Raw genomic sequence first — 17,611 nt, 5'->3', positions numbered from 1 at the left:
TCGGTGCGGGGGGCGTCGTGGCTGGTCGCGCGCCCCCGCGGCGGAGCCACGGCCCGCGCCCCCGCGACGCCGCCCGCGCCCCCGCCGCACAGCCCGCGCCCCCGCCGGGGGAGGCTCAGCCTTCGAAGAAGGCGCGCGTCCTGTCCTGCGCCGCCACCTCCGCTCCCGTCCGGTCCATGCCCAGCAGTGCCGCCCCCAGCACCGGCCGTGCCCGCACCACGCGCGCGACGGCCTTCGGGGCCCGCGCGGCGAGCAGCTCCCGGACACGGTCGTCCAACTGCCCGTGCCCCGCGGTCAGGACGCCGCCGCCCAGCAGCACCGGCGTCTCCTCCGCCAGCAGATCCAGCCGGGAGAGGGCCACCGCCGCCATCGTCACCACCTCCTGGGCCAGCCGGTCGACGATCGTGCGCGCCACCGGGTCGCCCCCCGCCGCCGTCGCGAAGAGGACCGGGGTCAGCTCGTGGCGGCGGGACGCCGGGACGCGCTCCAGGTGCAGGGCCTCGATCAGCGCGTACATGGACGGGAGCCCGAAGTGGGCCGGGAGCGCACGCGCCAGGTCCGTCGGCTCGCCCCTGCCGTCCGCCGCCCGGGCCGCGTGCCAGAGGGCCTCCTCGGCCAGGCCCCAGCCGCCGCCCCAGTCGCCGGACACCCGGCCCAGGGCGGGGAAGCGGGCGGTGCGGCCGTCGGGGCGCATGCCCACGCAGTTGATGCCGGCGCCGCAGACCACGGCCACGCCCCGGGGCTCGGCCACGCCCGCCCGCAGGATCGCGAACGTGTCGTTGCGGACGTCGACCGACGCGCCCCACGCGCGCGCGTGCAGCGCCGCCGACAGCTCCTCCTCCTCCACGGGCAGGTCCGCGTTGGCCAGACAGGCCGAGACATGGGCCGCCGCCGTCACCCCGGCCGCCCCGTACGCGCGCGTGACGGTCTCGGCGAGGGCGTCCATCGCCGCCGTCACGCCCACCGCGGGAGGACGGAAGCCGTCGCCGCGGGCCGTGGCGAGGACCTCCCCGTCGGCCGCGACCACCGCGACGTCGGTCTTGCTGTTGCCCGCGTCGATGGCGAGGACACTTGCCGTCAGGCCCACGCGAGGTGCTCCCGGTTGTGTGCGATCAGCCGGTCGGTCAGCTGCTCGGCGTACGCGAACTGGCCGATCAGGGGGTGTGCCAGCAGAGCCTTGAACACCCGGTCGCGGCCGCCGTGCAGGGCCGCCCGCAGGGCCAGGTCCTCGTAGGCCGTCACCTGCGCCGTCAGACCCGCGCAGAGCGGATCGAGCGGCGTCACCGGGAGCGGCGTCGGTCCCTTCGGGCTCACGGCCGCCTGGACCTCGATCACCGCGTCGTCCGGGAGGAAGGGCAGCGTGCCGTCGTTGCGCGTGTTCACCACCTGGTAGGGGCTGCCCGTCCCGGTCAGCAGCGCCGCGGCCAGGTCGACCGCGGCCTCCGAGTAGTAGGCGCCGCCGCGCTTGGCGAGCAGCTCCGGCTTCTCGTCCAGCGCGGGATCGGCGTACAGCGACAGCAGCCGGCGTTCCATCTCCGCCACTTCGGAGGCCCGCGAGGGCTTGGTGCGCAGCTCGCGGACGACCTCGTCGTGCGCGTAGAAGTAGCGCAGGTAGTAGGACGGGACCAGACCGAGGCGGTCCAGGAGCGGGCGGGGCAGCCTGAGGTCGGCGGCGATGGCGTCGCCGTGGCCGGCCAGCAGGCGGGGCAGGACGTCCTCGCCCTCGGGCCCGTGCAGCCGCACCCCGGTCTCCCAGGTGAGGTGGTTGAGGCCCACGTGGTCCAGGTGGACGTCCGCGGGGGCGACGTCGAGCAGCGCGGCGAACTTGCGCTGGAGCCCGATCGCCACGTTGCACAGGCCGACGGCCTTGTGGCCGGCCTGGAGCAGCGCGCGGGTGACGATGCCGACCGGGTTGGTGAAGTCGATGATCCAGGCGTCCGGGTTCGTCCGGCGGACCCGCTCGGCGATGTCCAGGACCACCGGGACCGTGCGCAGCGCCTTCGCCAGGCCGCCCGCGCCGGTCGTCTCCTGGCCGACGCAGCCGCACTCCAGCGGCCAGGTCTCGTCCTGCTCACGGGCCGCCTGGCCGCCGACGCGGAGCTGGAGCAGCACGGCGTCGGCGCCTTCGACGGCCCGGTCGAGGTCGTTCGTCGTCACGATCGTGCCGGGGTGGCCCTGGCGGGCGAGGATGCGCCGGGCCAGGGCGCCCACCAGTTCCAGGCGTTCGGCCGACGGGTCGACGAGGACCAGTTCCTCGACGGGCAGCGTGTCGCGCAACCGGGCGAAGCCGTCGATCAGTTCGGGGGTGTAGGTCGAGCCGCCGCCGACCACGGTGAGTTTCACTGGGAGCCGCCTCGCTTCGCTGTGCCGGGGTCGGGGATCATCGGCCGGGGGTACGGGGGTTGTCCCCCGTGAAGACTGCGCATGCCTTGTTAACCCTTCACTCCGGTGAGGGTGACACCTTCGACGAACGCCTTCTGCGCGAAGAAGAACACGAGGATCACGGGGGCCATGACCAGCACGGTGGCCGCCATGGTGAGGTTCCAGTCGGTGTGGTGCGCTCCCTTGAAGGACTCCAGGGCGTAGGAGAGGGTCCACGCGTCCGGGTTCTCGGAGGCGTAGATCTGCGGGCCGAAGTAGTCGTTCCAGGCGGCGAAGAACTGGAAGAGGGCCACGGCGGCGATGCCGGGCTTCGCCATCGGCAGGACGACCTTCAGCAGGGTGCGCAGGTCGCCGCAGCCGTCCACCTTCGCCGCGTCCAGGTACTCGTTCGGGATGGTCAGCAGGAACTGGCGCAGCAGGAAGATCGAGAACGCGTCGCCGAACGCCAGCGGGATGATCAACGGCCACAGGGTGCCGGACAGGTCGAGCTGCTTGGCCCAGAACAGGTACATCGGGATGACGACCACCTGCGGGGGCAGCATCATCATCGAGATCACCAGCATGAGCGTCAGGTTCCGGCCCCGGAAGCGGAACTTGGCCAGCGCGTAGGCGACCGGGATCGACGACACCACGGTGAGGACGGTGCCGAGGCCGGCGTAGATCAGCGTGTTCCGCCACCAGGTGAGGAAGCCCGGGGTGTCGAAGACCTTCCGGTAGTTGGCCCATTCCCAGGTGTGCGGGATCAGGTCCCGGCTGAGCGCCTGCGAGTCGCTCATCAGGGAGGTCAGGAACACGAACACGAACGGGAGGGTGAAGAAGAGCGCGGCGGCGACGCCGAGGGAGTGCACCGCGATCCACTCCAGCAGCGCTCTGCGGCGGGCGGTGCGCTCGGCGGGCGTGGCGGGCGCCGTCAACTCCGCCGGGCGGTCGAGTACTTGCGTCATGGGGTCAGTCACCTGCCTGGATGAGCCCGCCCCGGCGCCGCATCAGCAGCGCGGTGAACGCCATCGACAGGGCGAACAGGACGAGGGCCACGACGCACGCCGAGCCGTAGTCGAAGCGCTGGAAGCCGAGGTTGTAGACGAGCTGGGGGAGGGTGAGGGTGGAGTGCTCCGGGTAGCCGGGCTCGAACATGGTGCCCGCGCCCTGGATCACGCCCGAGGCGACCTTTCCGGCGACCAGGGGCTGGGTGTAGCACTGCATCGCCGCGATCACGCCGGTGACGACCGCGAACATGATGATCGGCGAGATGTTGGGCAGGGTGACGAACCGGAACCGCTGCCATGCCGAGGCGCCGTCCAGCTCAGCCGCCTCGTACTGCTCCTTCGGCACGTCGAGCAGCGCGGCCATGAAGATGACCATCAGGTCGCCGACCCCCCACAGGAACATCAGCGTGAGGGCGGGTTTGGACCAGTGCGGGTCGTTGAACCAGCCCGGCGCGGGGATGCCGATGCTCCCGAGGAGCGAGTTGACGGGTCCGGTGCCCGGGTTGAGCAGGAACGCGAACGCCATGGTCGCCGCCACCGGCGGGGCGAGGTAGGGCAGGTAGAACAGGGTGCGGAAGACTCCGGCGCCGGTCTTGATCTTCGTGATCAGCATGCCGATCCCGAGTCCGAACAGGACCCGCAGGGTCACCATGAAGACGACCAGCCACAGGGTGTTGCGCAGCGCCGGCCAGAAGAAGGGGTAGTGCTCGAAGACGTACGTCCAGTTCTGCGTGCCGCTCCAGGTCGGCGGCCGGAAGCCGTCGTAGTGCATGAACGAGAAGTAGACGGTCGAGATCATCGGGTACGCGAAGAACACCGCGAAGCCGATCAGCCAGGGCGAGAGGAAGGCGAGGGTGCGCAGGGCCGAGCGCCGGTGCTTCGCCCTCAGCGTGTGGGTCGTCGCCATCGTCACTTCGCCTGCGCGATGTCCGTGTCGATCTGCGCGGCGGCCTTCTTCAGCCCGGCCGTCAGGTCGGTGACCTTGCCGCTCTCGTAGTCGTAGCCCAGCTGCTGGATGGTCGTCAGGTAGACGCCGCCGTTGACGGAGGCCGGGGAGGTGGTGGAGTTCGGGTTCGCGGCGATGTCCAGGAACGTCTTGAACCGCGGGTCGTACTTCAGGGCGGGGGACTTCAGGGCGGCCAGGGTGGAGGGCACGTTGTGGATGGCGTTGGAGAAGGCGACGACCGCGTCCGTGTCGGTGGTCATGTACTTCACCAGTTCCCAGGCCGCGTTCTGCTTCTTGCTGGTGGCGGCGATGCCGGCGATGGTTCCGGTGATGTAGCCCTTGCCGTACCGGGCCGCCTGGTCGTCGGGGACGGGCAGCGGGGCGACGCCGATCTCGAAGGCGGGCTTGGCTTCGAGGGCCATGCCCAGGCGCCACTCGCCGTCCAGCTGCATGGCCACCTGGCCGGTGTGGAAGGGGTGCTTGGGGCCCCACTCGTCGCCGAGGCCGGCGCGGAAGGTCTCCAGCTTCTTGAACCCGCCGAGCTCGTCGACCAGCTTCTTCTGGGTGGCGAAGGCCGCAGCGACGGCCGGGTCCGTGCCGATGGTCGACTTGCCGGACGCGTCGAAGTAGGTCGGCCCGAACTGGCCCATGTAGTGCTCGGTGGTCGTCTCCCAGCCGTGGTAGTTCGGCATGAAGCCGAGCTGCTTGTACGTGGCGCCCTGGGTGATCGTCAGCTTCTTGGCGTCGGCCTCGAACTCGGACCAGGTCTTCGGCGGAGCGGTGATGCCGGCCTTCTCGAACGCCGTCCGGTTGTAGTACAGGCCGTAGGCGTCGCCGAGCAGCGGGACGGCGCACCGGTCGCCCTCGAACTGGGTGTACTCGTTCATCGCCTTCGGGAACGTCGTCGCCGGGTCGATGTTCGCCTTCTTGAAGAAGGGGTTGAGGTCGACGAGGGCGCCCGACGAGCAGAACTTGCCGACGTTGTTCGTGGTGAAGGACGAGATCACGTCGGGCGCCGTGCTGCCGCCGGCCCGCAGCGCCTGGTTGATCTTGTCGTCGGTCATGTTGCCGACGACCTTGACGTGGATGTTGGGGTGCGTCTTCTCGAAGCCGGCGACCAGCGCCTGCACGGCCTTCACCTCGTTCGGCGCGCTCCAGGCGTGCCAGAAGGTGAGGGTCGTGTCCTTCGACGCGTCGTCGCTCGCGTCGGAGGCGGACTGGCCGGTGCAGGCGGTCGTGCTCAGCAGCAGGGCGGTGGAAGCGGTGAGGGCGAAAGCCGCTTTTCGGACGACCTCGGGTATGCGTACGGGCATGGCGGAGCCTTCCAGGGGCAGGGCTGGGTGGAGGTGAGGTGAAGTGAGGTGAGAGGAAGAGGCGGAGGAGGAGTCCGCCGCGGGGTTACGGGGTTGCCGGGTTACGGACTGGCTGGCGAGGGGTGCGGGGTGTGGCTCAGCGCGAGGTGTCGAAGACCTCGTCGCGGGTGGCGGCCAGCGCGCTCTCCAACGCGCCGCGCAGCACGGGCCGTTCGGTGACGTCGCCCATGACCAGCTTCGGCCGGGACGCCGCCAGCTCCTCCAGTTCGTCCTGGACGAGGGCGCGCAGCACCTCGCCGCCGGCCGTCAGGGAGGCGCCGCTGAGGACGACGAGCTCGGGGTCGAGCACGGAGACCAGCGAGGCGAGACCGGTCGCGAGCCGGGTCGCGTAGGTCTGGAGCAGCAGTCGGTGCACGGCGGTGTCCTCGGCTGCGGCCCGCCGTACGAGCGCGGCGGCGACGTCGGCGTACGGCCCCTCGGGGACGTCGTCGATGCCGAGCTCCCGGGCCAGCCGGGGGACGGCCTGCGAGCCCGCGAGCTCCTGGTAGCCGCCGCTGTTGGCCTTGGTGACCTGACGGACCAGGGGCGCGCCCGGCACCGGCAGGAAGCCGACCTCGCCCGCGCCGCCGGTCCAGCCGCGGTGCAGCCGGCCGCCGAGGACCAGGGCGGCGCCGAGCCCGCCCTCGTTCCACAGCAGGACGAAGTCCTCGTGGCCGCGGGCCGCGCCGAGCCGCTGTTCGGCGACGGCGGCGAGGTTGACGTCGTTCTCGTACTCGACGGGCATCGGCAGGGCTGCGGCGAGTTCGTCGAGCAGCGCGGGGGAGTGCCAGCCGGGCAGGTGGGAGGCGTAGCGCAGCCGACCGGTGGTGGGGTCGAAGGCGCCGGGGGTGGCGACGACGAGCCGGCGCACGTCGTCCCGGGTGAGACCGGCGGCCTTGACTGCGCCGTCGAGGGCGTCGGCGACCTGCCGTACGACGGCCCCGGCGGTGTTCCTGCCGGGTGTGGGCACCTCGTGGGCGCCCACGGTCCGGCCGGTGATGTCGGCGACGGAGGCGAGGACGCGTTCGGGGGTGACGTCGAGCCCGGCGGCGTACGCGGCGACCGGGTTGACCGCGTAGAGCTGGGCGTTGGGGCCGGGTCGCCCCGCGGTGGTGCCGGTCGCGAGGACCAGCCCCGCGGCCTCCAGGCGGGCCAGGAGCTGCGAGGCGGTGGGCTTCGACAGGCCGGTGAGCTTGCCGATGCGGGTGCGTGACAGCGGGCCGTGCGCCAACAGGAGGTCGAGCGCGGCGCGGTCGTTCATGGCGCGCAGGACGCGCGGGGTGCCCGGCGTGCCGGCGGTTGCTGCCATGGGGTCGACACCTGCCTCTCTGAACTGCCCAGCTTCTCAAGTCCGTCGGACGCACGTCCACATCCGGTCACTGTTAGGAAAGTTTCCTATCGGTGGAAGGGAACGTAAGCCCGGGGCGAAGGGGTCGTCAAGGTGCGAAACGACAAACGCCCCCGCGGCAACGCAGTCGTTACCGGGGGAGCGCCTTGTTCGCCGTGGGCGGGAGACCCCGACGCCGTCGGAATCCCCGCCCTTGTCCCGAACGGGTGTGCTGAGCTGTTCCGAAGTGTTCCGCTACCTCGGCGAGGGGGTGGTCGTCGCCGCGCGGGGCTGGGCGATCGGCGTCGCCGCCGCCGACTGCGGGGACTCCGCGTCGGCGAACGCGGAGGGGGCCGCGACCGCCGGGGACGGGTCCGCCGGGTCCTCCGCCGCGGTGGCGGTCGCGCCGCCCACGATGCGGATGTCGGCCGCGTCGAAGGCGCGCTTGACCCGCCAGCGCAGCTCCCGCTCGACCGTCGCGGACTTGCCCGGCATGGTCTTGGCGGAGACGCGGACCACCATCGAGTCGAGCAGGACGCTGTCCAGGCCGAGGACCTCGATCGGGCTCCACAGGAGCTCGTTCCAGGGCTCTTCCTTGCTCATCTTCTCCGCGACCTCGTCGAGGGTGGCCTTCACCCTGTCCAGGTCCTCGGACGCCTTGACGGTCACGTCGACGCCTGCCGTCGCCCAGCCCTGGGAGAGATTGCCGATCCGCTTGACCTCGCCGTTGCGGACGTACCAGATCTCCCCGTTGTCGCCGCGCAGCTTGGTCACCCGCAGGCCCACCTCGATGACCTCGCCGGCGGCCACGCCCGCGTCGATCTGGTCGCCGACGCCGTACTGGTCCTCGAGGATCATGAACACGCCGGAGAGGAAGTCGGTGACCAGGTTGCGCGCGCCGAAACCGATTGCGACGCCCGCCACACCGGCCGAGGCCAGCAGCGGGGCCAGATTGATCTCGAAGGTGCCCAGCACCATCAGCGCGGCCGTGCCCATGATCAGGAAGCTCGCCACCGAGCGCAGCACCGAGCCGATCGCCTGCGAGCGCTGACGCCGCCGCTCGTTGTTGACCAGCAGCCCGCCCAGCGCCGTGCCGTCGACCGAGGCCACGGTGCGGTTCATCCGGTCGATCAGCTTGGTGATCGCCCGCTGCACCACCACTCTCAGCACCACCGCGATCACCAGGATCAGCAGCACCCGCAGACCGATCGCCAGCCAGGTCGACCAGTTCTGCTCGACCCAACTGGCCGCGTTCGTGGCGCTCTCCTGGGCGTCCTGGAGCGACGGGACCGTCACCGCGGACGGCGACTCCGAGGGAGTCGGCGTCGGCGACGCGTCGGCGGCCAGTAGGACGGCGGGCAAGGACACGGCAGGTACCTCCAGGTGCTGCACTGCTCCATCCGGTGCGGCGGTCGGGGGCGACGCGCTCGGCGAGGTCACGGAAAGGTCACCGGACGGACAGAACCACCACACTAACGGGGCATTGTGAGTGGTTCGGCGCGATCGGTGAAGGAGAGACGGTGCTCACCTGGGCTTGAACAGGCCATGATCCCGGGGAGACGACAGGGTGTGGTCGAAAACACTCCCAGCCCGTTACCGGGACATGGTGGCGCGTCCAGCGGGCGAGAGGGGACACTGACCACAGATCGTCCCGGCGCGAGCCACGCGCCGCCGACGCCCAAGGAGGCATCCGTGCCGCACGTCCTGGTCCTCAACGCGTCGTACGAACCACTCGGCGTCGTACCGCTCCGCCGCGCGCTCGTCCTCGTCCTGGAGAACAAAGCGGTCTCCCTCGAGGAATCCGGCGCCTTCCTGCACAGCGCGACCGTCACAGTCCCCGCACCCAGCGTGGTCCGGCTCAAGCGATTCGTCCGGGTCCCCTACCGTGGGCCCGTCCCGCTGACCCGTCGGGCGCTGTTCGCCCGGGACGGGGGCCGGTGCATGTACTGCGGTGGCGTCGCAACCAGCGTCGACCACGTCGTCCCGCGCAGCCGCGGGGGCAAGCACGTGTGGGACAACGTCGTGGCGTCCTGCCGCCGCTGCAACCACACCAAGGCCGACCGGCACCTCGTCGAGATCGGCTGGCGACTGCGCCACAAGCCCGCCCCGCCCTCCGGTCTCGCGTGGCGCATCATCGGCACGGGCCACCGGGATCCGCGCTGGCTGCCGTACCTGCAGCCGTACGGCGCGGACGACGCCCTGGCCAGGATCGACGGCATCTCCGCCTAGGGCCGTGGCCGCGAAGGCACGTCGTGAGCTTCGCGGCAGACCCTTCCGGTCACGGCGCCAAGGCGTGTTTCGCGTCGCCCCTGGCCGCCATGGGCGACGCGCGCCGCCCGGGTTCCGTGTGCGACCCCGGCGGTCGGCCCCGGGCTTCAGGCGGCGACGTTGTGGCTTCTCAGCAGCGCGGTGTACGCCGCTTCGGCGGCGCGCCCCTCGAGGGTTCCCGGCGGAGTGTGGGCCAGGAACGTGTGGGTGGTCCCGTGGTGCAGGACGGCTCCGCCGAACATGACGGTGACGTGGTCCGCCTCCTCCGCGAGGTCGGCGACGTCGTGCGTGGACAGCAGGACGCGCACGTCACCGGTGAGCCCGCGCAGGATGTCGCGGAACACGCGACGCTGGTAGGGGTCCATGCCGGCGGTCGGCTCGTCCAGCAACAGGACCCGGGCGCCGTGCACCAGCGCCCCGGCCACGCCGACGCGCCGCAGCTGGCCGCCGGAGAGCTGGCTCGTGCGGGCGTCGATCTTGTCGGTCAGCTCCACACGGGCCAGGGCCTTGCGGGCCTGCTTCCAGGCGTCCGTGCGGTTCATGCCCTTGAGCCAGCCGATGTAGGCGACGTACTCGCGGGCGGTGAGCGTCGGCATGGGCACGATGTCCTGCGGCATCCAGGCCACGGCCTGCCGGTACGCCGCGGTGCCGGCCGGCGCCCCGTCCAGGGCGACGCGCCCCTTCTGGGGGGCGGTCACCGAGGCCGCGAGCTTCAGCAGCGTCGACTTGCCGGCCCCGTTGGGACCGAGCAGCACGGTGAGGCCTCCCGGCAGGCTGTAGGAGAAGTCCTGCAGCACGGGCTGCTTCCAGCGCCGGTAGCCGTAGGTGCAGTTGCGGAGTTCGAGTGTCACGCTGTTTTCCTCGACGAGCGGATCTGGGCGGCGAGTCCGAGGGCGAACACCACCAGGGAGGCGGCTGCTGCGAACAGGTCGTCCGCAGGAAGCGCGATGACGCTCCACGAGCGCGGGACGTTCCCCCGGAACCCGATGACGGCGACGGTGACCAACCATCCCACGGGGAGCATCACGGCCCCCTGGCCGACCCAGGCGCGTCCGATCAGCATGAGGCCGGTCAGGAACAGGGCGTTGCGCCCTCCGGTCGTGGCCGTCCCGGTTCCCTCCAGGGCGGCGACGACGAGGCTGCACAGCACCGCGGTCGCCATGACCCCGGTGACGAGCAGGTTGTCGAGCCGGGTGACGGACCGTACTCCGGAGACCTCGGCCGCGGGCAGCCGGGACTCCAGCGTCGCCATCAGGATGGCGAACAGGGGCACGGGGACGAACAGGGCGAGCGCGACCCGGGGACTGCCGGTGATGGCCGGCAGCAGCACCGTGGTGTCCTGGACGGCGTAGAGGGCGGCGGTGAAGACGACGAGGGCGAGCGGCAGCAGCGTGTGCCCCCGCCGGGCCTTGAACCACCACCTCACGACGCGTTCGCCTGACAGGTGTCGAGCTTCTGCTTGATCCACTTGGTCTGCTCGGCCGCGGGTTCGGCCAACACGCGAGTGACGTCCGTCTTGATCTGCTTCTCCAGCTGCCGGTCCTCGGGGTTCATGCCCTCCTGCTCCCGGCGCATCTGGTAGGCCTCCGCCTGCCCGGTCTTCGTGGCGGCCCACAGCCAGGCCGAGTGCGCGGTACGGACGTCGACCTCCTTGCAGCGGAACTTCAGCGAGCGCACCACGACCTGGTACACCGCGTCGCCCCGTTGCATGGGCACGGTCAGCATCATGCGCCATTCGGTGTCCGTGGACGCCTTCTGGTGGCGGCCGTCGACGTAGCCGTCGGTGATCAGCTGAGGCTGGGCGGAGGTCGCTCCGGCGTCCCGCAGCACGCTGAGCGCCTTGGCGCTGGCGCTCTGCGCCTTGGAGAGATAGCGCTCGTTGAACTCCGGCACGCACATGCGCGGCGCGCTGCCGGTGCACGCCATCGCCACGTTCCCGGTGGTGATCGGCGGGGTGGCCGACCAGTCGGCGGTCAGCCGGTAGGCCCCGAAGGCGCCGCCCACGGCGACCGCGGCGGCGAGGGCGACCCGGAGCAGGCGCCACCCGAAGGGCAGCCAGAGGAGGAGCAGTCCGACGGCGATGCCGCCGGCCAGCAGCATCGGGGCCGCCGTCGTGACGAGCCGGGGCACCTCGCCGAAGCCGATCGTGTCGAACTGCCCGGACACGTGACGGGGCCAGTACGGCAGCATCGCCCGGGTGAAGGAGACGAGGAGCCAGTCGCCCACGGCCAGGATCGGCGTGGCGATGATGCGGGGAGCCCAGCAGCCCACGGCGAATCCCACGGTCGCGTGTGCGACGCATATCACCATCGCGGCGAGCGGCAGCCGCAGGCTGTCGAGGCTGGGCATGGTCGCCGACCAGGCGAGGGAAGCCGCGGGGGGAAGAAGGATGACCAGCCACGAGAGCACGATCACCGGGGCCAGGACATTGGCCGCGATCCGATAGCGGGAACGGGCCGGAGCCAAGGCCCATATCCGTGCGCTCTTCAGGCGGCCACTCTCCCAGCAGGAAAATCCAGCAGCCGTCGCATAAGCCAGCGAATAAAGTGTCGTCAATGGCTCTGCGACAATACTCGGCGCGTAATGGAAATAGCTCGAGAAGGGGGCTTTCTGGCCTACGACATAGTAAAACGATGTCAGTAGGAGAACGATGGGTGCAGCCCATCGCACACTACCGCTGCGCAGAGTGGTGCTGAATTTCATGCAGTCTCACCGAACCACTTGTCGGCCGGAGAGGGGCGCCCCGTGCGGGACGCCCCCCAGGGCTGGTCTGTCAGCCGTCTAGTCGGCCTTGGTGGTGTCCACCGACACCGAGCGCACGCTCAGCTGCGGGCCGAAGGTGGAGCCCGCGATCTTCTTGATCTGGAAGTAGTAGTCCCGCATGCCGGACGGCAGGTCGGTCCACTCGCCGTTGCTCGTACCGCCGTTGAAGCACGCGGTGAACGTCTTGTTGTCGTAGGCCTGGTCAGGCTGGAACGAGATGTCGTTCCAGATCTGCACGTCGGTGCTCTTGGTGACGCCCGGGTCGGTGGTGCACCCGGTGAACTTCACCTGCGAGTACAGCTCGTCCGACCAGCGGCGGGACTCGAAGCCCACGCTCGCGCCGGTTATGGAGCTGCTCCAGTTGGCCTCGGCGATGGGGGCCATCGCCAGAGTGATCACGGCGGCCGTGCCGACGATCGTGGAAATACGCGTACCGCGCTTCATGCTTTCCCCTGTTCTGTGCGCGTGAAGCACGGGGTCAGGCACTTGTGAAGTTAAGGGCACACTTCCCCCACATCCCCGTCCCCCGTGCAGCTGAGGGCCTTTCAGCCTGCGTCTGGAAAGTATCAGTCCACTTCGTGAAAGGTCAACTTCTTTCAAAGGCTGCGCGGTTGGCCCCATGGCCGTCGTCGAGTTGTCTAAAGTGGGGCGATTTTTCACCGTCTGGATTGTGGCGGGGTGTTCCGAATCGCCCATTGATTTCACCGACGCCGACAGCCCGGCTCGCCCAGGGTTCGCCGCGTCGCAGGTGTGAACCCGACGCGTCCGCCGCCGGGACGCGCGGATGTGGCAGCGTGTGACGCGGTGCGGCGGCAGCGGGTCGTTCGACGGGACGTCTGGCCCGGCGTTCGCTGGGTAGGGCTGCGGTAACCGATGTCGTATCCGATGAGGAGGCCACCCGTGATCGCGCCGCCCCGGTCCAAACGCCCGGCGGAGCTCTCCGCCGCCACCGAAGACGTCCTGCTGTGCGCCTTCAGCGCCGAAGGAACCTGCGCCGAACCTCCGCTGACCAGCGAACCTCCGCTGCCCGACGCCGAGCCCCTGACCAGCGAGCCGCCGCTCGCCGCCGCGGACTCCGACTCCACGAGGCCGTAGATGACCGCACCCCCCGGGGAAGAGCTCGCCCGGCTCGCCGCGCTGCACGGCGTGGCCACCTCCTACCAGCCCTCGGCGGACCGCACGGTCACGGCCTCCGCCGCCGCCGTCACCCGCGTCCTGGCCGCCCTCGGCGTCGACGCGAGCGCGCCGCAGGCCGTGCGAGCCGCGCTCGCGGCCCGGGAGGCGGAGCTGCGCGAGCGGCTGCTGCCGCCGACCGTGGTGTGCTGGAGCGGCAGCCCGCCCGAGGCGCTCGCGGCCCTTCCCGCCGGCAGTCGGCTGCACGTCGAGACCGAGCAGGGCGAGAGCCGGGAGGACGAGACCCGGGAGGGCGTCGGCGAACTCCCGCTCGGGGTGCACCGGTTGACGGTCACCGCGCCGGACGGGCGGACCGGCCGGGCCCACCTAGTCGTCGCCCCGGCCCGCCTGCCCACGCCCGCGGGACGGTCGTACGGGCTCCTCGTCCAGCTGTACTCGCTGCTCTCGCGCCGCTCCTGGGGCATGGGCGACCTGGGCGACCTCGGGGAGCTCGCCGGCTGGGCGGGACGGACGCTCGGCGCGGGATTCGTGCAGGTCAACCCGCTGCACGCGGCCGTGCCCGGCTCCCCGACCGACCCCTCCCCCTACCGGCCCTCCTCGCGCCGCTTCCCCGATCCGGTGCACCTGCGCGTCGAGGACGTCCCCGAGTACGCGTACGTCCCCGACGACGCCCTGCGCGCGGCGCTGCTCGAGCGGGCCGGCCGGCTGCGCGAGGCCGTCCTGGACGAGGGCGAGCTGATCGACCGGGACGCGGTGTGGCAGCTCAAGCGCAAGGCCCTGGAACTCGTCGCCCATGTGCCCCTCGGCCCCGGCCGCCGCGCCGCCTACTGCGACTTCCTCGCCGAGCAGGGCCGGGCGCTGGAGGACCACGCCACCTGGTGCGCCCTCGCCGAGGTGCACGGCCCGCAGTGGCGGCAGTGGCCGTCCGCGCTGCGCGACCCCCGCTCGGCCGAGACCGCCCGCGCGCGGGGCGAGCTGATGGACCGCGTCGACTTCCACTCTCGGCTCGCCTGGCTCACCGACGAGCAGCTCACCGCCGCCCAGCGCGCCGCGCGCGAGGCCGGCATGCCCGTCGGGATCGTGCACGACCTGGCGGTCGGCGTGCACCCCGAGGGCGCCGACGCATGGGCGCAGCAGGAGTACTTCGCCGCCGGGATGTCGGTGGGCGCCCCGCCGGACGCCTTCAACGCCCGCGGCCAGGACTGGGGCCTGCCGCCCTGGCGTGCCGACCGGCTGGCCGACTCCGGCTACGCCCCCTTCCGACGACTGCTGCGGGCGCTCTTCCGGTACGCCGGCGCGCTGCGCATCGACCACGTCATGGGCCTGTTCCGGCTGTGGTGGGTCCCGCAGGGCGAGCTGCCGACCGAGGGCGCCTACGTCCGCTACGACGCCGAGGCCATGCTCGCCGTCCTGGTGCTGGAGGCGGCCCGGGCCGGCGCGACCGTGATCGGCGAGGACCTCGGCACCGTCGAGCCGGGGGTGCGCGAGGCGCTGCGCGAGCGCGGGGTGCTCGGCACGTCCGTCCTGTGGTTCGAACGGGACTGGGAGGGCGACGGACGTCCGCTGTCCCCCGACCGCTGGCGGGCCGACTGCCTGGCCACCGCGACCACCCACGACCTGCCGTCCACGGCCGCCCGGCTCACCGGCGAGCACGTCGAACTCCGCGACCGGCTGGGCCTGCTGACCCGGCCGCTGGAGGAGGAGCGCACCGCGGCCGCCAACGACACCGCCGAATGGCTGGCCGAGCTCAGCCGTCTCGGCCTCCTGGCCGGCGCCGGGGGCGGCGGCGACGCCTCCTCGGAGGAGGCCGAGGTCCAGGCCGTCCACCGCTTCCTGGTGCGCAGCCCGGCCCGCATGATCGGCGTCTGGCTGCCGGACGGCGTCGGCGACCGCCGCCCGCAGAACCTGCCCGGCACCTGGGACCAGTACCCCAACTGGCGACTGCCGATCGCGGACGCGGAGGGCCGCCCGGTCGCCCTGGAGCAGCTGGCGGCCTCACCGCGACTGCACGCGCTGATGGACGTCCTGCGGGAGCCGGGCGAACCGGTCGGCGACGGGGGCGGCGAGCCGCCCGGGGACACCGTGCACCGGCCGTTCGGCGGCGTGCGGGGCGCACCGTCCGGCGATGCCCGGGAGGGGGCGTGAGGGCCGCACGCCTCTCGGACGGCACCCCGGACGCGCGCGCCCCGACGCCGTTCGCTAACTTGGGCACCGTGGACAAGAAGAACGCCCTGCGCGCCGGCGCCCTGGCTGCCGGTACGACGCTGATGATGCTGCTCATGTCGTCCCCCGCGCTCGCGGTGGCCCGAGACGACGGCGACGACCCCGGCCCGGGTCTCAGCGTCGTCGAGACGCTGGGCCTCTTCGTCGTGGCCCCTCTCGCGCTGTTCGCGCTGATCGCCGGACTGGTGTGGGTCCTGGACAGGTCCAAGGACCGGGGCGACGACACTGGCTCCAACATCTCCGTCCGGGGGAAGGCCAGGGCCGGCCAGGCCTAGGCTCCCGTTCTCGGCACGCTCCTCGAGGGCGCCGCTCCCACCGCGCGTACGCACAGGCCGTACCCGGCGGGACCGGCGCCCTCGCTGTGTCCGCGGCCCGGCGGGCCCGACATGCCCGGCCGGCGTGCGCCGTCAGCCGCGCGGGGCTTCCGTGGACAGCAGCAACTCCCTCAGCAGGTCGGCCAGTCGGCCGGCCTGTTCGGCGTTCAGGGCAGCGGCGAGGGCATCCGTCTGGACGACGAGGCCCGCGACGACGGCGCCGTCGACGAGTTCCAGCCCGCGCTCGGTCAGCGTCACCTGCAGGCCCCGGCGGTCGTGCGGGTCGGGGGAGCGGCGCAGCAGCCCGGCCCGCTCCAGCTTGTCGAGGCGGCCGGTCATCCCGCCGGTGGTCAGCATCAGCGTCGCCGACAGCTGACGCGGCGAGAGGGTGTAGGGCTCGCCGGAGCGGCGCAGAGTGGCGAGCACGTCGAACTCGCCGCGGGCGATGCCGAACGCCGCGTACGCCTGCTCCGTGCGGTCGCCCATCGCGCGGGCGATCCGGCCGATGCGGCCGAACACCTGCATGGCGGCCGTGTCGAGGTCCGGCCGCACCGACGCCCACTGCTCGGCGATCGCGTCGACCGGGTCCTTGCGCGAGGGCTCCCTGTGCGACGGCTCCCTGAGTGCGGGCTCCCTGTGCGGGGACGCCGCGGGCGGGGGGTCTGCGGGCGTGGGGGGCTGGCTGTTCATGGGGGTGAGTATCCGTCCCCCTTCGGTGACCCGCAAGAAAGTGGCTCGCGAACCAGCGGATGACCGACAAGAAGCTTGTAAGTAAGTAGCTTAGTGCTAAGCTATTTTCATGAAGAGGTCAGCCACTGTCCTGCTCACCGCCCTCGCCCCGGTCTCCTGGGGCACCACCTACGCCGTCACCTCCGAGTTCCTCCCGGCCGACCGGCCCCTGTTCACCGGCCTGATGCGGGCGCTGCCCGCCGGGCTGCTGCTGCTCGCTCTCGGCCGGGTGCTGCCGCGCGGCGCCTGGTGGGGGAAGGCCGCGGTGCTCGGCGCGCTGAACATCGGCGCCTTCTTCCCCCTTCTCTTCCTCGCCGCCTACCGGCTGCCCGGCGGCATGGCGGCCATCGTCGGCTCGGTCGGCCCGCTGTTCGTGGTCGGCCTGTCGGCGGTGCTGCTGAGACAGAAGCCCACCGCGCGGACCCTGCTCACCGGGGTGGCGGCCGTCTTCGGCGTCAGCCTCGTCGTGCTGAAGGCCGCCGGTGCGCCGGACGCGCTCGGGGTGGTCGCCGCGCTGGCCTCCACGGCGTCGATGTCGGCCGGGACGGTCCTGACGAAGAAATGGGGGCGTCCCGAAGGGGTCGGGCCGCTCGCTCTCACCGGCTGGCAGCTGACCGCGGGCGGTCTCCTCATCGCCCCGCTGGCCCTGTTCGTCGAGGGCGCCCCGCCCGCGCTGGACGGCCGTGCGGTCGCCGGATACCTCTACCTCGCCCTGGCGAACACGGCGGTCTCGTACTGGCTCTGGTTCCGCGGCATCGGCCGCCTCAGCGCCACCCAGGTCACCTTCCTCGCCCCGCTCTCGCCGCTGACCGCGGCCGTCGTCGGCTGGGCGGCGCTCGGCCAGTCGCTCACCCCCGTGCAGCTGACGGGCATGGCGCTGGCGTTCGCCGCGACGGCGGCGGGTCAGCTGAGTCCGCAGCGACCGGCCGCACCGGCCGCGCCCACGGCGCCGGTCGTGGCCACCGCGCCGGTCGTGGCCCGCTCCCGCCAGGGCGTCGAGGGCGTCGAAGCCCCCGACCGCTCTCCCGCGCGGACGGCCGCGGGGAAGTGAAGGGACGTGAAGGGATGTCAGGCGACGCAGACGTGACGTAAGGCGACGCGAGCCAGGCGAGCATGCGGCGAGGGCGCCCGGTGTGATCACCGGGCGCCCTCGCCCTCGTCCAAGCCCCGACGCCGAAAGGAAAAAC

General features: G+C 71.9%; 18 protein-coding genes. 6 read left to right on the top strand and 12 right to left on the bottom strand.

Translation table 11 applies throughout. The features are described from left to right. Window positions 1–115 precede the first annotated feature (115 nt). From ABT300_RS07400 to ABT300_RS07370, 7 genes are all read right to left on the bottom strand, one after another. Window positions 116–1,087 carry an N-acetylglucosamine kinase gene (locus ABT300_RS07400; protein WP_351673042.1) on the bottom strand — a complete coding sequence of 324 codons (972 nt, stop codon included), beginning with the start codon at window positions 1,085–1,087 and terminating at the stop codon, window positions 116–118. After that, entirely contained in the window at window positions 1,078–2,343 is a 1,266-nt protein-coding gene (locus ABT300_RS07395) for a 6-phospho-beta-glucosidase (RefSeq protein ID WP_351673041.1), read from the bottom strand. The genes ABT300_RS07400 and ABT300_RS07395 overlap by 10 nt, the downstream gene beginning before the upstream one ends. A gap of 89 nt (window positions 2,344–2,432) precedes the next feature. Then, window positions 2,433–3,326: a carbohydrate ABC transporter permease gene (locus ABT300_RS07390; protein WP_351673040.1), complete on the bottom strand. Its 894-nt coding sequence runs from the start codon at window positions 3,324–3,326 to the stop codon at window positions 2,433–2,435. 4 nt (window positions 3,327–3,330) lie between these two features. Continuing rightward, window positions 3,331–4,275: a carbohydrate ABC transporter permease gene (locus tag ABT300_RS07385; RefSeq protein ID WP_351673039.1), complete on the bottom strand. Its 945-nt coding sequence runs from the start codon at window positions 4,273–4,275 to the stop codon at window positions 3,331–3,333. Between the two features lie 2 nt (window positions 4,276–4,277). After that, a complete protein-coding gene (locus tag ABT300_RS07380; protein WP_351673038.1) occupies window positions 4,278–5,627 on the bottom strand; it encodes an ABC transporter substrate-binding protein in 1,350 nt (449 codons plus the stop codon). A 136-nt stretch (window positions 5,628–5,763) separates the two neighbouring features. Then, complete coding sequence (locus ABT300_RS07375; protein ID WP_351673037.1) at window positions 5,764–6,975, bottom strand: ROK family transcriptional regulator; 1,212 nt, start codon at window positions 6,973–6,975, stop codon at window positions 5,764–5,766. A gap of 273 nt (window positions 6,976–7,248) precedes the next feature. Further along, on the bottom strand, window positions 7,249–8,361 hold the full coding sequence (locus ABT300_RS07370) for a mechanosensitive ion channel family protein (RefSeq protein ID WP_351673036.1): 1,113 nt from the start codon (window positions 8,359–8,361) through the stop codon (window positions 7,249–7,251). A gap of 324 nt (window positions 8,362–8,685) precedes the next feature. Here ABT300_RS07370 and ABT300_RS07365 point away from each other — a divergent pair, with 324 nt between their 5' ends. Continuing rightward, the gene (locus tag ABT300_RS07365) at window positions 8,686–9,222 is read left to right on the top strand and encodes an HNH endonuclease (protein ID WP_057574627.1); all 537 of its coding nucleotides are present in this window, start codon (window positions 8,686–8,688) and stop codon (window positions 9,220–9,222) included. Window positions 9,223–9,368: 146 nt separating this feature from the next. Here ABT300_RS07365 and ABT300_RS07360 read toward each other — a convergent pair whose 3' ends face one another. From ABT300_RS07360 to ABT300_RS07345, 4 genes are all read right to left on the bottom strand, one after another. Continuing rightward, on the bottom strand, window positions 9,369–10,112 hold the full coding sequence (locus tag ABT300_RS07360) for an ATP-binding cassette domain-containing protein (RefSeq protein ID WP_351673035.1): 744 nt from the start codon (window positions 10,110–10,112) through the stop codon (window positions 9,369–9,371). Next, window positions 10,109–10,687 (bottom strand): hypothetical protein, encoded by a 579-nt coding sequence (locus ABT300_RS07355; protein WP_351673034.1) that lies wholly within the window; start codon window positions 10,685–10,687, stop codon window positions 10,109–10,111. The genes ABT300_RS07360 and ABT300_RS07355 overlap by 4 nt, the downstream gene beginning before the upstream one ends. Next, window positions 10,684–11,727 (bottom strand): hypothetical protein, encoded by a 1,044-nt coding sequence (locus ABT300_RS07350; protein ID WP_351673033.1) that lies wholly within the window; start codon window positions 11,725–11,727, stop codon window positions 10,684–10,686. Before ABT300_RS07350 ends, ABT300_RS07355 begins: the two co-directional genes overlap by 4 nt. Window positions 11,728–12,042: 315 nt before the next feature. After that, window positions 12,043–12,468: a hypothetical protein gene (locus ABT300_RS07345; RefSeq protein ID WP_351673032.1), complete on the bottom strand. Its 426-nt coding sequence runs from the start codon at window positions 12,466–12,468 to the stop codon at window positions 12,043–12,045. Window positions 12,469–12,643: 175 nt separating this feature from the next. Here ABT300_RS07345 and ABT300_RS07340 point away from each other — a divergent pair, with 175 nt between their 5' ends. The 4 genes from ABT300_RS07340 to ABT300_RS07325 all read left to right on the top strand — a co-directional run bounded on the left by ABT300_RS07340 (window position 12,644) and on the right by ABT300_RS07325 (window position 15,656). Next, on the top strand, window positions 12,644–12,778 hold the full coding sequence (locus tag ABT300_RS07340) for a hypothetical protein (protein ID WP_351673031.1): 135 nt from the start codon (window positions 12,644–12,646) through the stop codon (window positions 12,776–12,778). 119 nt (window positions 12,779–12,897) lie between these two features. Beyond that, window positions 12,898–13,119 (top strand): hypothetical protein, encoded by a 222-nt coding sequence (locus tag ABT300_RS07335; protein ID WP_319279181.1) that lies wholly within the window; start codon window positions 12,898–12,900, stop codon window positions 13,117–13,119. After that, window positions 13,120–15,303 (top strand): 4-alpha-glucanotransferase, encoded by a 2,184-nt coding sequence (malQ, locus tag ABT300_RS07330; protein WP_351673030.1) that lies wholly within the window; start codon window positions 13,120–13,122, stop codon window positions 15,301–15,303. Window positions 15,304–15,371: 68 nt separating this feature from the next. Beyond that, the gene (locus tag ABT300_RS07325) at window positions 15,372–15,656 is read left to right on the top strand and encodes a hypothetical protein (protein WP_351673029.1); all 285 of its coding nucleotides are present in this window, start codon (window positions 15,372–15,374) and stop codon (window positions 15,654–15,656) included. A gap of 132 nt (window positions 15,657–15,788) precedes the next feature. On the opposite strand, the gene ABT300_RS07320 is transcribed toward ABT300_RS07325, so the two are convergent. Continuing rightward, a complete protein-coding gene (locus ABT300_RS07320) occupies window positions 15,789–16,385 on the bottom strand; it encodes a MarR family winged helix-turn-helix transcriptional regulator (protein WP_351673028.1) in 597 nt (198 codons plus the stop codon). A gap of 109 nt (window positions 16,386–16,494) precedes the next feature. Between ABT300_RS07320 and ABT300_RS07315 the strand changes: the two genes are divergently transcribed. Further along, the gene (locus ABT300_RS07315) at window positions 16,495–17,475 is read left to right on the top strand and encodes an EamA family transporter (RefSeq protein ID WP_351673027.1); all 981 of its coding nucleotides are present in this window, start codon (window positions 16,495–16,497) and stop codon (window positions 17,473–17,475) included. Window positions 17,476–17,611: the final 136 nt, after the last annotated feature.

The sequence above is a fragment of the Streptomyces sp. NPDC001027 genome, from assembly GCF_040299045.1.
GTDB lineage: Bacteria > Actinomycetota > Actinomycetes > Streptomycetales > Streptomycetaceae > Streptomyces.
This window is presented reverse-complemented; position numbering and strand designations above follow the sequence as displayed.